Below are 14,614 nucleotides of genomic sequence, written 5' to 3'. Positions count from 1 at the left end.
GGGGGCGGCATCGATGAACGCAGTGCCGATCAAAGCGGCGATCGCATGCCTGGCCGGCGCGCTGTGGCTGCTGCCCGCCGCAACGCACGCGCAGAAGAAGCCCGCCGCGAGCGGCGCGGCGAAGAAGCTCTATTGCTGGGACGAGAACGGCCACCGCGTCTGCGGCGACACGCTGCCGCCGGAGGCCACCGACCGCGCGCGCACCGAACTCAACGCCAGCGGCAAGACCGTCAAGACGCTGCAGCGCACGCAGACCGAAGAGGAGCGCGCCGCCGCCGCCATCGCCGAGAAGCAGGCCAGGCTCGCCGCCGAGGACGAGGCCGCCGCCAAGCGGCGCGATCTGGCGATGGCCGAGTCCTACGCCAGCGAGGCCGATCTGCGCCGCGCCTACGGCGACCGCATCGTGCTGCTCGACGAATCCCTCAAGGGCTCGCGCCTGGCGGTGCTCAACCTGCGCCAGAGCCTGCTCGGCCTGCTGCGCCAGGCGGCCGACCTGGAGCTGCAGTCCAAGCCGGTCGGCAAGCCGCTGACCGAGAAGATCCTGCGCCAGCACGCCGACCTGCTGCGCCTGCAGGAGACCCTGCACCACCAGACCGCCGACCGCGCGCTGCTGGGCAGCGACCTGGAACAGACGCTGGAGCGCTACCGGGCGCTCAAGGGCGCCAAGGGCCTGATTCGCGAATAGGTTGCTCGGGGGAGGCCGTCGCACGGTCCCGCCCGCACGCGATGCTGCGCTGCAGCATGCCCTGCTGCGCTCAGGCCCGCGCTAGCGAGCCGCCGCTATACTCGCGGCCCTTTCCGGAAAAAGGTGTCCTGGTGCCGTCATCGCAATCGTCGCATCCGCCCCCGGTGCTGGCGGTCCGGGCCTATACGGCCACGACCGCGCTCGGACGCGGACGCGCGGCCCAGGCGCTGGCGCTGCGCGAGCGACGCGGCGGCCTGCGGCCTAACGACTTCGGCGAAGGCGCCACCGCGCGCGAGCGCCTGGATTGCTGGATCGGCCGCGTCGATGGCCTGGAGACCGCGGCCCTGCCGGCCGAGTTCGCCCGCTGGGAATGCCGCAACAACCGCCTGGCCTGGCTGGCGCTGCAGCAGGACGGCCTGCTCGAGGCGGTGGCCGCGCTGCGCGAGCGTCACGGCGCCGCGCGCGTGGCGGTGGTGCTGGGCACTTCCACGGCCAGCATCGGCGCCACCGAGGAGGCCTATACCCGGCTGACGGCCCAGGAACGCTTTCCCGACGACCTCGCCCGGCCGATCGTGCACACCCCGCACTCGCTCGGCGACTTCGTGCAACACGCCACCGGCCTGCGCGGGCCCTGCATCACCGTGGCCACGGCCTGCTCCTCCAGCGCCAAGGTCTTCGCCCAGGCCGCGCGCCTGATCCGCGCCGGCGTCGTCGACGCGGCCCTGGTCGGCGGCGTCGACACCCTGTGCGGCAGCATCCTGTTCGGCTTCAATTCGCTGGGCCTGGTGTCCTCGCAGCCGTGCCGTCCCTTCGATGCCGAGCGCGACGGCCTCTCGCTCGGCGAGGCCGGCGGCTTCGCCCTGCTCGAGCGCGACGACGGGGGCGAGGCGGCGCTGCGGCTGTGCGGCTACGGCGAATCCAGCGACGCCCACCACATGTCCTCGCCGCATCCCGAGGGCGTCGGCGTGCTGGCGGCGATGCGCGAGGCGCTGGCGCGCGCCGGCGTCGCGGCGGACGAGATCGGCTACCTCAACCTGCACGGCACCGCCACCCCGGCCAACGACGCGGTGGAGGCGCGCGCCGTGGACGCGCTGTTCCCGGGCAGCGTGCACGCCAGTTCCACCAAGGGCTGGACCGGGCACACGCTGGGCGCGGCGGGCATCGTCGAATCGGCGTTCGCGCTGATCGCCCTGGAGGACGGCCTGCTGCCCGGCATGCTCAACAGCACGCGGCCCGATGCCGCCTGCGGGGCGCAGGTGCGCCTGGAGAACGACGCGCGCGCGATCGCCTATGCCATGAACAACTCCTTCGGCTTCGGCGGCAACAACTGCTCGCTGGTGTTCGGGAAGGCGGCGTGAGTTCGTTGTTCTGCGTGGTCGAGGGCGTCGGCTTCTGGGCGCCGGGGCTGCCGTCCTGGCAGGCCGCGCGCGACTACGTCGGCGGCGGCGCCCTCGCGGCCGACGCGCCGCGCAAGCCCTCGCCCGAGCTGCTGCCGCCCAACGAACGCAGGCGCGCTTCCGAATCGGTGAGCATCGCGCTGCAAGTGGCGGCCGACGCGTGCCGGCACGCCGGCCGCGACCCGGCCACGCTGCCCTCGGTGTTCGCCTCCACCCACGGCGACATGGCCATCACCGACTACATCTGCGCCACGCTCGCCGGCGAGCCGCGCGCGATGTCGCCGACCCGCTTCCACAACTCCGTGCACAATGCCGCCGCCGGCTACTGGACCATCGGCAACGGCTGCCGCCTGGCGACCACCGCGATCAGCGCGCTCGACGCCAGCTTCGCGCAAGGCCTGCTCGAGGCGCTGGCGCAACTGCACGACGGCGCCGAGGCGATCCTGCTGGCCGCCTACGACACCGCCGCCAGCGGTCCGCTGGGCACGGTCACGCGGAGCGAGGGCGTGCTCGGCGGCGCGCTGGTGCTGTCGCGGCGCGATCCCGACCGGCCGGACGCGCGCGCGATCGCCACCCTGCGCGCCACCCTCGTCGACGGCGAGCCGCCCGCGGCGCCTGCCGGCGCACTGGCGCGCCTGGGCGCCGGCAACGCCATGGCGCCGATGCTGCCGCTGTTCGACGCGCTGGCCGGCGGCGACGACGTGGTCCCGCTGAAGGCCGGCCCGGGCCGCGTGCTGCGCGTGGAAATCGCCCATGGCTGAACCCGCCTTGCCCGCATTGCACAGAGGCAACGTCGCCGTGGTGATCCCGGCGCTCAACGAATCGCTGCGCATCCGCGAGGTGGTGCAGGGCGCGCTGGCGCAATGCGACCTGGTGATCGTGGTCGACGACGGCTCCGACGACGGCACCGCCGATCGCATCGCCGACCTGCCGGCCGTGCTGGTGCGGCATGCGCAGCGCCGCGGCAAGGGCGCCGCGCTGCGCGCCGGTTTCGCCGAGGCCGGGCGCCGCGGCGCCGAGGGCGTGCTGACCATGGACGGCGACGGCCAGCACAGCGCCGCCGACATCCCGCGCCTGCTCGCCGCCGCCAACCGCCACCCGGCTTGCGTGATCATCGGCGCGCGCCTGCGCAAGCGCGCCGCGCAACCGCTGTACCGGCGCATCGGCAACGAGTTCGGCGACTGGGGCGTGGGCTGGGGCTGCGGTTTCCGCATCGTCGACAGCCAGAGCGGACAACGCCTCTACCCGCGCACGGTCTACACCCTGGACGACGTGCCGGGCGAGGGCTTCGTGTTCGAGGCGCAACTGCTCATCTCGGCCGCGCGGCGCGCCGGCGCCGGCATCGTCGCGCTGCCGATCGACACGCGCTATGCCAGCGCGCACGCGCCGGACGCCTTCCGCAAGAGCCATTTCCGCCTGGTGCGCGACCTGTGGAAGATCGTCTCCCACGTCGCCGCGCAGATCCTCGATCGCGGCGACCTGCTGCGGGAATACCGCCGGACCCGCGCGCGCCCGCCGCGCATCGACGATTTCGACGAGGACGGCGGCCAGACGCTCCCGACCGCAACGCAGCAGCCGCGGCGCGGCTAGGCGTCAGCCGGGTATTGCTTGCGGATCGCCGCGACGGCAGTGCCGATCAAGGTTTTCAGCGTCGCCGTATCGATGTCCGCCAGGCGTTTGACGTACAGGCAGCCCTTGCCGGTGCTGTGCTTGCCCAGCTTCTGCAGCAGCGGCTCGTAGGGCGCGAGGTCGGAGGCGAGATAGAGCGCGAGCGCCTGCTTGCGCGGGGCGAAGCCGACCACCGGCCAGTCGCCCTCGCGGCCGTTCTCGTACCTGTAGTGGTACTGGTCGAAGCCGACGATGCCCGAGCCCCACAGCTTCGGCGCGCAGCCGGTGGCCTCGCGCATCATCGCCGCGACCGCCTCGGCGTCGGCGCGCCTGCCGGGATCGGCGATGGCGGCGATGAACGCCGAGACCGAGGCGGCACCGGGCATGGTCTTCTGCGTCGCCATGGCAGGCTGCGCGCGCTCAGCGCGCGGGCGGCGCGCTCGGCGGCGGCGGGTTGGCGACGTAGATGGCGATGCCGCGCGCGAATTTCTGCCGCGGGGTGATGTCGATGCCGACACCGGCGCCGCCGTAGCCATGCCCGCCGATGCGGCCGCCGCCACCGCCGACGCTGACGCCGCCACCGCCGTAGCCGTCGGCGGTGCCGCGGAACAGCACGCCGTTGGCGCCGAGCTTGGCGGCTTCCTTGCGCAGCTTGCCGACCACCGAATCCATCTTGTTCTGCTCGCCGTAGGTGAAGGCGCCGCTCTTGCTTTCGAGCATGGCGATCTCCTCGTACTGCCCGGGCGGCGGCGAGAAATACACCTGCACCTGCGCCGGATCGATGGGCGGGCGCGGCCGGCCGGTGACCAGCGCCGAACTGGCGCAGGCGGCCAGGCCGAGGGCGAGCAACGCAACGATGGATCGGCGCAATGCCGTGCGGAACATAGTCGACTCCCCTGTCCAGGCTGAACGGGGACGATGCTACGCCAGCCGGGCGCACCGGGGCTGAATGACCAGGCGCGGCGCGCGGCCGGCGCCGATGCCGTTCAGGCCATGCCGCCGTTGACGCCGATCACCTGGCCGTTGACGTAGCCGGCCTGCGCCGAGCACAGGAAGGCGACCAGCGCCGCCACCTCCTCGGGCGTGCCGGCGCGTCCGGCCGGCACCATCTGCCTGATCGCCTCCGGCGGGAACGCGGCTTCGGACATCTGCCCGGCGATCACGCCGGGCGCGACCACGTTCACGGTGATGCCGCGGCTGGCCATCTCGCGCGCCAGCGATTTCGAGGCGCCGTGCAGCGCGGCCTTGGCGGCGGCGTAGTTGCTCTGGCCGCGGTTGCCGAGCACCGCCGAGACGCTGGAGACGCTGACGATGCGGCCCCAGCGGGTGCGCGCCATCGGCAGCAGCAGCGGCTGGGTGACGTGGAAGAAGCCGTGCAGCGACACGTCGATCACGCGCGTCCATTGCGCGGCGTTCATGCCGGCCATGGGCGCGTCGTCATGGATGCCGGCGTTGTTGACCAGCACCTGCACCGGCCCGTCGGCGAGCAGGGCTTCGACGGCCCGGCGCGCGGCCTCGCCGTCGGCGACGTCGAAGGCGACCGCGGAGGCCGCGCCGCCCCCGGCGCGGATCTCGTCGGCGAGCGCCTCGGCGCGCGCCAGGTTGGCGTGGGCGTGCACGATCACGTGCAGGCCGTCGGCGGCCAGGCGCCGGCAGATCGCGCCGCCGAGGTCGCCGCTGCCGCCGGTGACCAGGGCGCGCCGTGGGGAGGAATCGGAAGTCATGGCGGAATTATCATCCCGCATCCGTCGGCGCGGCGAGGCCGTCGCGGAACATCACCGCGGCGCGTCCCTCGGCCAGCAGCGCACCGGCATGCACGATGCGGAAGGCGTACTGCTGGCTGTGGCCGGCATCGGCCAGCACGTCGGCCTCGCCCTCCAGCGCGCCGGGCAGGTCGTCCGCGCGCGCCACGTGCAGGCGCACCTCGCGCAGCGCCACCAGCAGGCCCTGGCGCGCGGGCGCGTCCGCGCGCAGTCCGCCATGCACCGCCATGGCCTGGGCGCCGTACTCGCACAGGTGCACGGCGCGCAGGCGGCCGTCCGAACGCAGCGGATGGGCGGGATCGCGATGGCCGTGCGCGCGCAGGCGGATGCTCGCCGCGTCCCAGGCCATCACCTCGTCCCAGAGGCACATCGCGCCCTGGTGCGGGATCAGCGCCTGGATGGCTTCGCGCGCCAGGATCAACGCGCCGCTCCCGCGTCCCGCCGGGCGGGCTGGCGCGAGACGAGCAGCGCCAGCACGAAGTTGCCGAACACGCCGAGGGCCACCGTGGTGCCGATGGCGCGCAGCACCGGGATCGAGGACAGCGCCAGCATCGCGAACACCAGCAGCGTGGTCAGGCTGCAGACGATCAGCGCGTGCAGGGTGCGCAGCTGGTCGGCGCGATCCTCGCCGGCGTGGTCGAAGAACAGGGCGTAGTCGAGGCCGAGGCCGGCGGCGAGGATCAGCGCGACCAGGTGGAACAGGGTCAGCTCGACGCCGCACAGCCGCAGCACGGCCAGGATGGCCAGCGTGGTCAGCGCCATCGGCAGCAGCACGCGCAGCACGCGGCGCGGCGCGCGCAGCGCGACCCATACCGCCGCGGCGAGCAGCAGCGCGGCCACGCCGAGCGCGGCCAGCACGCGGCCACGGTAGGCGGCGACCAGCGATTCGGAGGCCGCCTTCATGTCGAGCAGCTGCGCGCCGTGCGCCGCCGCCGCGCGCTCGAGCGCCGGCAGGTCGCGCAGCCCGCTCAGCGAGACCAGGGCGGTGGCATGGCCGCCGCCCTCGATCAGCAGGCCGGACACCGAGGCCGCCAGCGGCGTGCCGGCCAGGTCGCGGCGCTGCAGCGGCGGCGCGCGGCGCGCGGCTTCCACGTCGGCGGCGAACGGTTCGAAGGCGTCGGCACGGAACGGGCTGTCGGCCAGCGCGGCGGCGAGCGCGCTGCGCAGGGCGGCCGGGTCCGGCAGCCGCTGCTGGCGGGCGCGCTGCAGCGCGGCGCTGGGCAGCAGGCGCGCGGCCATGTCGTAGCCGGACAGGGCCTTGTCCGCGACCAGGCGATCGAGCGCCGGGCGCAGGCGCTCGCTGGCCGCCAGCGCGGCCTCGGCATCGTCGCCGCGCACGGTCAGCACGTAGCGCACGTCCGGCGCGCCCAGCTCGGCGCGCAGGTCGGCGTCGCGGGCGAGCGCGTCCGGCGGCACCGGGGTGAGCTTGGCCAGGTCGTTCTGCCAGAACGCGCCCGGCGCCAGCGCGATCGCCGCCACCGCGAGGGCCGCGAACGGCGCCAGCGACCAGCGCGGCCGCGGCGCGCGCTCGATCCACGCCCACAACACGGCCAGGCGCCGCGAATCGGCCAGGTCGCGTGGCGCCGGATCGATCAGGTGCGGCAGCAGGAAGCGCGTGGTCAGCGCGGCGGTCGCCAGGCCGGCGATGGTGAAGGCGGCCAGCTGGCTCAGGCCGTCGACGCCGGCGAAGAAGAAGGTCAGGTAGGCGATGCAGGTGGAGACCACGCCGGTGGCGAGCGTGGGCCAGAGCGCGCGCGCGTTGTGCAGCGGCGATTCCCCCGGGCGCTGATGGCTGAACAGGTGGATCGGATAGTCCTGCACCACGCCGATCAGCGTGAAGCCGAAGGCCACGGTGATGCCGTGCACGCCGTCGAACAGCAGGGCCACCGCGGCCAGCCCCGCCAGTCCCGCGCTGGCCAGCGGCAGCACGCCGAGCACCGGGATCTTCCAGCTGCGGTAGGCCAGGATCAGCAGCACGATCAGGCCGACGGTGTCGAAGCTGCCGATCCATTGCGCCTCGGCCTGCGTGCGGCCGCCGATCTCCACCGAGAACGCGCCGGGCCCGCTGAGCGTCATCGCCGTGGACGTGGCGCCGCGCGCCTTGGCGAAGGCGGCGCGGATCGCATCGACCGCCAGCTGCTGGCCGGTCGGGTCGAAGCCGGCCGCCTGCGTCTGCGCCAGCAGCAGGGCGCGCTTGCCGGCGCGATCGAACCAGACGCCGTGCAATCGCTGCGGCGCGTTCGGCGGCTGCAGGGCCTCGGCGATCTTGAGGGTTTCCAGGGTCGGGTCGGCGGGCAGCAGCGGTTCGACCATGCCGCCGACCGGCGAGCCGAGGTCCTGCACGCGCTGGTCGAGCTCCTCGCGCAGGTAGGCCGCGTCCAGACGCTGCACGTCCAGCGCCGCCGAGAGCAGGTAACGATAGGGGCGCAGGCGTTCGGGCACCGCGTCCAGGCCCGCCTCCTCGCCGTTGGCGGCCAGCACGAAACGGCGGTCGCGGGCCAGCGATGCCCGCAACGCCTGCGACTGCGCCGCCAGCGTTGGCGCATCGCCGCCCGACAATGCGATCAACAGCAGGCGCGAGCCCGGCCCCTCGCCCAGTTCGTCCAGCAGCAGCTTCTGCTCGGCCGTGCGCGCCTCGGGCATGAACTTGCGCAGGTCGCCGCTGAGCTGCAAGCGCGGCGCGATCGCCCAGGCCGCCAGGCCGAGCAGCGCCAGCCACAGCAGCGCCAGCGCGATGCGCCGTCGCGGACTCACGCCGCCGGCCCGGGTCGACCGGCGGCAGGCGTCACTGCGCTTCGCCGTGGCACAGGTTGGCGAGCGCGGGACCGGTGCTCAGCCCATCGGCCTCGCGCGCGGCGCCGGCCAGCAGGGTGCGGTGCACGGTCTTGCCCTTGGCGAGCTGCGTCTCGATGCAGCGCAGTTCCACGCCGCGGCCGTAGAGGTTGATCTCGCGCAGCTTGCTGGCCAGGGCCTGCTGCCTGGGCACCAGGGTCATCGACCAGCGCCGCCGCGTGCCCTCGACCTGGACGCGGTAGTTGCGTTCGAGCAGGGCATGGTCGCCGGAGAGCATCGCGCCGAAGCTGGCCGGCAGGCCGGCGATCTCCGGCGCGCGCGCGAGCGAGAACTTGCGCGGACTGCGCCCGGCGCGGGCGATGGTGACCTCGCCGTCGCCGGATTTCCCGGTCCTGATGGTGGTGGTTTCCAGGTACGGCACGCGCACCTCGCGCACCATCGTCTCCGCGTCCGGGCGCTGGTACTCGCCCGACACGCGCAGCGGCGCCTTGAGCAGCGGCGAATCGCGGAACTCGACGAAGTTGGCGCGCATCGGCGCCGGCCGCGCCAGCGTGCGCAGGATCCAGTCGCTGTCGACCGGCGAGCCGGGGTCGCTCGCGGGCGCGGGCGGCGCCTGCTCACCCCGCGGCGCGGCGCACAGCGGCGTCGCGGCGGCCAGCAGCGTCAGCATCAGCGCCAGCGGCCAGCGGCGCGGCGGCGTCCGTCGCGTCTTCATGCAGATTCCAGAAGTCATAGAAGTTGAACCAGTTGTACGGCGCACGGCGCGCATGATGCTCCAAACGCGAGGCGTATCGCTGAACGAGCGAGGCGAGCAGCACGCTGCGGCCGCGGCGCGGCAGGTCGATGCCGGCGTCGCTGAAGGATTCGAAGAGCAGGTCGTAGCGGTTGCCGCCGCGGTACAGGCCGAAGCCGAGCGAGATCGGCAGCTTGAGCACCGAGGCGACCAGCCAGGGCGAGACGGGGAACTCGGCCGGCGCGCCGAGGAACTGCGCCGCCTGCACCGGCGCGCCCGGGTGGGTGCGGTCGACCAGCAGCGAAACGAGCGCGCCTTCGTCGGCGGCCTGCTTGATCGCCAGCATCAGGCTGGGGCCGCCCTGGCTGGCGTCGATCACGCCGGCGGCGATCTCCGGATTGAGCGCGTCCAGCAGCTGCGTCATCGCCGGGTTGTGGGCCTTGTCGAGCACGATGCGGATCTTCACGTCGGGGCGCCGCCGCGCCAGCGCGCGCAGCGCCTCGAAACTGCCCAGGTGCGAGCCGAACAGCAGCACGCCGCGCCCCTGGGCCAGTTGCGCCTCCAACCCCTCCACGCCCTGCACCCGGACATCGAAGCGGCGCAGGTCCTCGCCGAGCAGGAACACGCGGTCGAGGATGGTGCAGGCGAAGGTATGGATATGCCGGGCCACTTCCCGCAGCCCCGCGCGGCGCCCGAACACGCGCGAGAGGTAGTCGCGCGAATCGCGCCGCTCCGCCCCGCGGCGCAGCAGGAAGTACGCGGTGATCGGATACAGGCACAGCCGCGCCAGGCCGCGCCCGCCATGGCGGCCGATCGAACGGATCAGCCACAGCGCGAACCGGCCGCCGCCCTCGCGCCGCTGCTTCCAGGCGTTGCTCACGGCAATGCCACCTCGCCGCTGGCCAGCAGCACGCTCCGGGACGCGTCCTGACGCAGCACGCGGAAACGCCAGCGCGGCGCCTGCCCCTCGATCTCCACGCGCGCCGGCTGGCCGGGCAGCAACGGCTGGGCGAACTTCACCTGCGGCAGCCGCACCGGTCCGAGCGGGCCGTGGCTGGCCTCGATCGCGGCCAGCACGCGGTCCAGCACCACCACGCCGGGCACGATCGGCCGCCCCGGAAAATGCCCGGGCAGGCAGGGATGGTCCGGGGCGATGAGAAAATCCAACGTTCAGGCCGCGGTGCGGCGCTCCTGCAGCAGGTCCAGGACCGCATGATAGGCACGCGCGGCCAGTTCCTGGCGATCCAGCGGCCCTTGCGGCCCGCAAGCGGCCAACGGCGCGCCGAAGCGCACCCGGATCGTGCCCGGGCGTACGCGGAAACCGCCGTCCGGCGGCAAGACCGCGCCCGAGCCGTGCAGCGCCACCGGCACCAGCTGCGCGCCGGCGTCGATCGCGGCCTGGAACGCGCCGCCCTTGAACGGCGCCAGCGCGCCGTCGCGGCTGCGCGTGCCCTCCGGAAACACGCACAGGCTGGCGCCCTCGCGCAGCAGCGCGTCGACCTGGCGCAGGAAGCCGCGCGCGGCGCGGCGCTCGCCGCGCTCCACGAACACCATGCCCATCGCCCGGGCGTATCGGCCCACCAAGGGCACGCGCGCCATCTCCTGCTTGAGCACGAAGCGCAGCGGCACCGGCACCGCGCGGAACAGCGCGCAGATGTCGATCGTGGACTGGTGGTTGGCGACCAGGATGCACGGGCGCGTCCAGTCCACCCGCTCCAGGCCCTCCACCCGCAGCCGCGCGCCGGCGCCCCGGAGCAGTCCCGGCGCCCAGCAGCGCGAGGCCATGCGCAGCGGCAGGCCGCGATCGCGCAGCAGGGCGTACAGCGTCAGCGCCAGGCAGATCCCGCCCGCGGTCCAGGCCAGGGTGAAGGCGAACTGCGCGGCATTGCCCAGCGCCCAGGGCAGCGCGGTCCAATCGCGTTCGCGCGCGGGAGAGTCGGGCATGTCCATCGCCTGGATCGCATACGCCGCGGCGGCGCTAGCGCAGGAAATCCTTCCAGAACGCCGGCCCCAGCCCGGCCATGCGGCGCAGGAAATCGGCGAAGCTGTGGTAGCGCCCCGGGAAGCGCCGCTTGCGCACCTGGTATTCGATGGCGAAGAAACCGCCGAGCACCCCGTAGGTGCCGATGTTGGCCAGCCAGGACCATTGCGCGGCGCTGATTGCCAGCGGCGGATGCCCGCCCAGGCGCGCCACCAGCCCGTCCGGCACCGCGATCAGCGCCAGCAGCAGGTTGAACGCCGCCAGCGCCGCCAGCGCCCAGGCCCAGGCGCGAGTCAGGCCGCGAGCGTAGTCGCCCAGCGCCGGCGCCAGCTGCGGCGGCGTGGTGCCGTCCAGCGCCGCCACGATCCGCGTGATCAGCGGCACCCGCCCCGGGCGCAGGCTGCGCGCGAACCAGGCGGAGATCATCGCCACGAAGGCCACCGGCACCAGCAGCAGCGGCACTTCGGTGAGCCCGGCGCGCGCCAGCCAGGCCGTGCCCAGCAGCAGCAGGACCAGCAGGCCCCAGGCGCGCATCCGCCCCTTGGCCAGCGGCTGCAGCAGCAGCATCAGCCACAGCGCGACCAGCGCGGCCACGCCGAAGCGGGCGTCGCCGTAGGCGCTGGCCAGGTGCGCCAGCAGCGTATAGGCCAGCGCCAGCAGGATCTGTGCGAGGAAGACGGCCGAGCGCGCGTCGCCGGCCACGCTCAGCCGGCCGCTTTGTTCTGCTCGATATGCGCGGACAGGGCGCGCAGCGAAGCGAAGATGCGGCGGTTCTCGTCGTTGTCCGAACGCAGCTGGAAGCCGTAGTGCTTGCTGATCGCCAGCGCCAGCTCCAGCGCGTCGATCGAGTCCAGGCCGAGCCCGGCGTTGAACAGCGGCGCTTCCGGGTCGATCTCGGCCGGCTGCACGTCTTCCAGGTTGAGGCTGTCGACCAGGAGTTCGGCGAGTTCGCGTTCGGCGTCGGTTTGCGCGGGCATGGCGTCCGGAGGGGTTCGGTGCGAAGGGGCGCCACGATCCAGCATCGCGCGCCGGTCTGCAACCCCGGCCGGCCTTGTCCGGCGCGGTCAGGCCATAGAGGCCGTTCAGAGAGCCAGCGGCTATCATGCGCGCCTGTCGCCCTCGCCGGCGGCGGGGTGCCGTTTCGACGCGGCGCCCCGGCGCCCGCAAGCCCGGTGCCGTCCGCCGCGAGCGGCCGCCCGCCGGATCCAGGGCGGCCGCAGACCCGCATTCAGGAACAGATGATCGCGCACCGCCCCACCCCGGACGCTTCCGCCGCCCCCGTCCCGTCCCCGCCGGCCACGCCAGACGTGCTGGTGATTGGCGGCGGCCCGGCCGGCAGCACGGTCTCCACCCTGCTCGCCCGCCGGGGCTGGCGGGTGACCCAGCTGGAAAAGGCGCGCCATCCGCGCTTCCACATCGGCGAATCGCTGCTGCCGATGAACATGCCGATCCTGCAGCGCCTGGGCGCCTTCGAGAAGATCGCGGCGATCGGCGTGCACAAGCGCGGCGCCGACTTCCCCAAGGACGACGGCCACGGCGGCTACAACACCTTCGCCTTCGATCGCGCCTACGACATGAAGTTTCCGCACGCCTTCCAGGTGCGGCGCCAGGACTTCGACCGGGTGCTGTTCGAGCATGCGCGCGAGCACGGCGTGGACGCGCGCGAAGGCGTCAAGGTCGAGCGCGTGGACTTCGACGCCGACGGCAAGCCGGTGGTGTACGCGCGCCCGACCGACGCGCCCCCCGGCACCGGCGAACAGGTGCTGCGCCCGCGCTACCTGATCGACGCCAGCGGCCGCGACACCGTGCTCGGCAACAAGTTCAAGCTCAAGCACAAGAACGCGCGGCACCAGTCGGCGGCGGTGTTCAGCCATTTCCGCGGCGTGGCGCGGCGCCAGGGCGAGGACGTGGGCAACATCAGCATCTATCGCCACGACCACGGCTGGATGTGGCTGATCCCGCTGCCGGACGGGGTGATGAGCGTGGGCGCGGTCTGCTACCCGGACTACATGAAGACCCGCAAGGGCGATACCGAAGGCTTCCTGATGCGCACGCTGGCGCTGGAGCCGGACGTGGCCGAGCGCATGCAGGGCGCCGAGCGCGTGGGCGAGGTGCACGTCACCGGCAACTACGCCTACGAGTGCTCGCGCATGAGCGGCCGCAACTGGGTGCTGGTCGGCGACGCCTACGCCTTCGTCGATCCGATGTTCTCCTCGGGCGTCTATCTGGGCATGCACGGCGCCGAGCGCACGGCGGCGATGGTCGATGCCGCGCTGCGCGAGCCGGCGCGCGAGCGCGAGCTGCAGCGGGCGCTGCAGCGCCACCTCGATGCCGGCATCAACGAATTCAAGTGGTTCATCTACCGCTTCACCTCGCCGACAATGCGCTACATGTTCGCCAACCCGCGCAACTACTTCCAGATCGAGCAGGCCGTGATCGGCATGCTGGCCGGGGACGTGTTCGACACGCCGGCCATCCGCCGCCGCCTGCGCATGTTCCGCTTCTTCTACGCCATGACCGCGCTGGGCATGCTGCCGCGCGCGCTGCGCAACTGGTGGCGCCGCCGGCGCCAGCCGCGCGAGAAGTTCCAGGGCGACACTCTGCAGGCGGGCAACCCGTGAGCCGGCCGCTGTCCTCCCTGCCCGAACACGGCCTGCCGCGGCCGCGGCTGCGCGTGGAATACGCCGAGCTCGACGCGCCCGGGCCCGCGCTGGCGCAGGACGACGTGCTCGCCGTACTCGGCTTCGGCCCGCAGGCGCCCGGCGACGAGGACCCGCGCTACCTGCGCATTCCGCTGCAGCCCTACGGCCGCGCGCCGTTCGAGGTGTGGCATGCCGGCGCGCCGGTCGAGCGCGGACGCGACGGCGACATCCGCTGGGCGAGCGACGGCGCGCTGCAGTTCGGCGTCATCGAGGTCGAGGAGAACGGCGACGTCGAGGCCGCCGCCGCCTACGCCTACGGGCGGCTGTCGGCCTTCGTCGGCGGCAGCGGGCTGCCGCACCTGCTGCGCGTCTGGAACTACATCGACGCCATCACCCTCGGCGAGGGCGACGACGAACGCTATCGCAACTTCTGCGTGGGGCGCGCGCGCGGGCTGGGGCGGATCGACGCGCCGAGCCTGCCCGCGGCCACCGCGATCGGCCGCTGCGACGGCGCGCGCGTGGTGCAGGTGTACTGGCTGGCGGCGCGCGCGCCCGGCACGCCGCTGGAGAATCCGCGCCAGGTCAGCGCCTACCACTACCCGCGCCAGTACGGCCCGCAGTCGCCGAGCTTCGCGCGCGCCATGCTGCCGCCGGCCGGCGCCGCGATGCCGCTGCTGCTGTCCGGCACCGCCAGCGTGGTCGGGCACGCCACGCAGCACCCGGGCGAGCTGATGGCGCAGCTGGAGGAGACCTTCGCCAATTTCGACGCCCTGATCGGCGCGGCGCGCGCGCGCATGCCGTCGCTGCCGGCGCGCTTCGGCGCCGGATCGCGGCTGAAGGTCTATGTGCGCGACCGGGACGACCTGCCGCGGATCGCCGAGGCGCTCGACCGCCGCCTGGGCGCGGACGTGCCGCGCGTGCTGCTGCACGCGGCCATCTGCCGGCGCGAACTGACCGTGGAGATCGACGGCGTCCACGCCTGATCCGGCCGCCCGGCGCATGGGACGGCGGT

Annotated in this window: 17 protein-coding genes; 6 read left to right on the top strand and 11 right to left on the bottom strand. The window is 73.6% G+C overall.

What is annotated here, in order from left to right; all coding sequences use genetic code 11:
* Positions 1–13: 13 nt before the first annotated feature.
* Genes MD221_RS12320 through MD221_RS12305 form a run of 4 tightly spaced genes read left to right on the top strand, consistent with a single transcriptional unit; the run spans position 14 to position 3,672 of the window.
* Positions 14–685, top strand: a complete 672-nt coding sequence (locus MD221_RS12320; RefSeq protein ID WP_242112072.1) for a hypothetical protein — start codon at positions 14–16, stop codon at positions 683–685.
* 56 nt (positions 686–741) lie between these two features.
* Positions 742–2,043 (top strand): beta-ketoacyl-[acyl-carrier-protein] synthase family protein, encoded by a 1,302-nt coding sequence (locus MD221_RS12315; protein WP_425602266.1) that lies wholly within the window; start codon positions 742–744, stop codon positions 2,041–2,043.
* On the top strand, positions 2,040–2,843 hold the full coding sequence (locus MD221_RS12310; RefSeq protein WP_425602265.1) for a beta-ketoacyl synthase chain length factor: 804 nt from the start codon (positions 2,040–2,042) through the stop codon (positions 2,841–2,843). Before MD221_RS12315 ends, MD221_RS12310 begins: the two co-directional genes overlap by 4 nt.
* Positions 2,836–3,672, top strand: coding sequence for a glycosyltransferase family 2 protein (locus MD221_RS12305; protein WP_242112070.1), 837 nt, complete (start codon positions 2,836–2,838; stop codon positions 3,670–3,672). Before MD221_RS12310 ends, MD221_RS12305 begins: the two co-directional genes overlap by 8 nt.
* Here the strand turns inward: MD221_RS12305 and MD221_RS12300 are convergent.
* The 11 genes from MD221_RS12300 to MD221_RS12250 all read right to left on the bottom strand — a co-directional run bounded on the left by MD221_RS12300 (position 3,669) and on the right by MD221_RS12250 (position 11,937).
* Positions 3,669–4,094 carry a DUF1801 domain-containing protein gene (locus MD221_RS12300; RefSeq protein ID WP_242112069.1) on the bottom strand — a complete coding sequence of 142 codons (426 nt, stop codon included), beginning with the start codon at positions 4,092–4,094 and terminating at the stop codon, positions 3,669–3,671. The two genes, MD221_RS12305 and MD221_RS12300, sit on opposite strands and share 4 nt — an antisense overlap.
* Positions 4,095–4,110: 16 nt before the next feature.
* On the bottom strand, positions 4,111–4,575 hold the full coding sequence (locus MD221_RS12295; protein WP_242112068.1) for a hypothetical protein: 465 nt from the start codon (positions 4,573–4,575) through the stop codon (positions 4,111–4,113).
* A gap of 101 nt (positions 4,576–4,676) precedes the next feature.
* The gene (fabG, locus tag MD221_RS12290) at positions 4,677–5,414 is read right to left on the bottom strand and encodes a 3-oxoacyl-ACP reductase FabG (protein ID WP_242112067.1); all 738 of its coding nucleotides are present in this window, start codon (positions 5,412–5,414) and stop codon (positions 4,677–4,679) included.
* Between the two features lie 10 nt (positions 5,415–5,424).
* Positions 5,425–5,871 carry a hotdog family protein gene (locus MD221_RS12285; protein WP_242112115.1) on the bottom strand — a complete coding sequence of 149 codons (447 nt, stop codon included), beginning with the start codon at positions 5,869–5,871 and terminating at the stop codon, positions 5,425–5,427.
* Entirely contained in the window at positions 5,871–8,207 is a 2,337-nt protein-coding gene (locus MD221_RS12280; RefSeq protein WP_242112065.1) for an MMPL family transporter, read from the bottom strand. The genes MD221_RS12285 and MD221_RS12280 overlap by 1 nt, the downstream gene beginning before the upstream one ends.
* A gap of 31 nt (positions 8,208–8,238) precedes the next feature.
* Entirely contained in the window at positions 8,239–8,961 is a 723-nt protein-coding gene (locus MD221_RS12275) for a LolA-related protein (RefSeq protein ID WP_339328428.1), read from the bottom strand.
* On the bottom strand, positions 8,864–9,859 hold the full coding sequence (locus MD221_RS12270) for a lysophospholipid acyltransferase family protein (RefSeq protein ID WP_242112064.1): 996 nt from the start codon (positions 9,857–9,859) through the stop codon (positions 8,864–8,866). The genes MD221_RS12275 and MD221_RS12270 overlap by 98 nt, the downstream gene beginning before the upstream one ends.
* Positions 9,856–10,146 (bottom strand): ApeI family dehydratase, encoded by a 291-nt coding sequence (locus MD221_RS12265; RefSeq protein WP_242112063.1) that lies wholly within the window; start codon positions 10,144–10,146, stop codon positions 9,856–9,858. Before MD221_RS12265 ends, MD221_RS12270 begins: the two co-directional genes overlap by 4 nt.
* A 3-nt stretch (positions 10,147–10,149) precedes the next feature.
* Positions 10,150–10,923: a lysophospholipid acyltransferase family protein gene (locus tag MD221_RS12260; protein WP_242112061.1), complete on the bottom strand. Its 774-nt coding sequence runs from the start codon at positions 10,921–10,923 to the stop codon at positions 10,150–10,152.
* A 34-nt stretch (positions 10,924–10,957) separates the two neighbouring features.
* Positions 10,958–11,662 (bottom strand): COG4648 family protein, encoded by a 705-nt coding sequence (locus MD221_RS12255; RefSeq protein ID WP_242112060.1) that lies wholly within the window; start codon positions 11,660–11,662, stop codon positions 10,958–10,960.
* Between the two features lie 2 nt (positions 11,663–11,664).
* Positions 11,665–11,937, bottom strand: a complete 273-nt coding sequence (locus MD221_RS12250) for a phosphopantetheine-binding protein (protein WP_242112059.1) — start codon at positions 11,935–11,937, stop codon at positions 11,665–11,667.
* A gap of 261 nt (positions 11,938–12,198) precedes the next feature.
* On the opposite strand from MD221_RS12250, the gene MD221_RS12245 reads away from it, so the two are divergent.
* Positions 12,199–13,581 carry an NAD(P)/FAD-dependent oxidoreductase gene (locus MD221_RS12245; RefSeq protein WP_242112058.1) on the top strand — a complete coding sequence of 461 codons (1,383 nt, stop codon included), beginning with the start codon at positions 12,199–12,201 and terminating at the stop codon, positions 13,579–13,581.
* Complete coding sequence (locus MD221_RS12240; protein WP_425602264.1) at positions 13,578–14,585, top strand: chorismate transformation FkbO/Hyg5 family protein; 1,008 nt, start codon at positions 13,578–13,580, stop codon at positions 14,583–14,585. Before MD221_RS12245 ends, MD221_RS12240 begins: the two co-directional genes overlap by 4 nt.
* The last annotated feature ends 29 nt before the right edge of the window (positions 14,586–14,614 follow it).

This window comes from Luteimonas aquatica, from assembly GCF_022662575.1.
In the GTDB taxonomy this organism is placed as follows: domain Bacteria; phylum Pseudomonadota; class Gammaproteobacteria; order Xanthomonadales; family Xanthomonadaceae; genus Luteimonas; species Luteimonas aquatica.
Note: the sequence above shows the minus strand (reverse complement) of the source record. Positions and strands in the feature narration are given on the sequence as shown.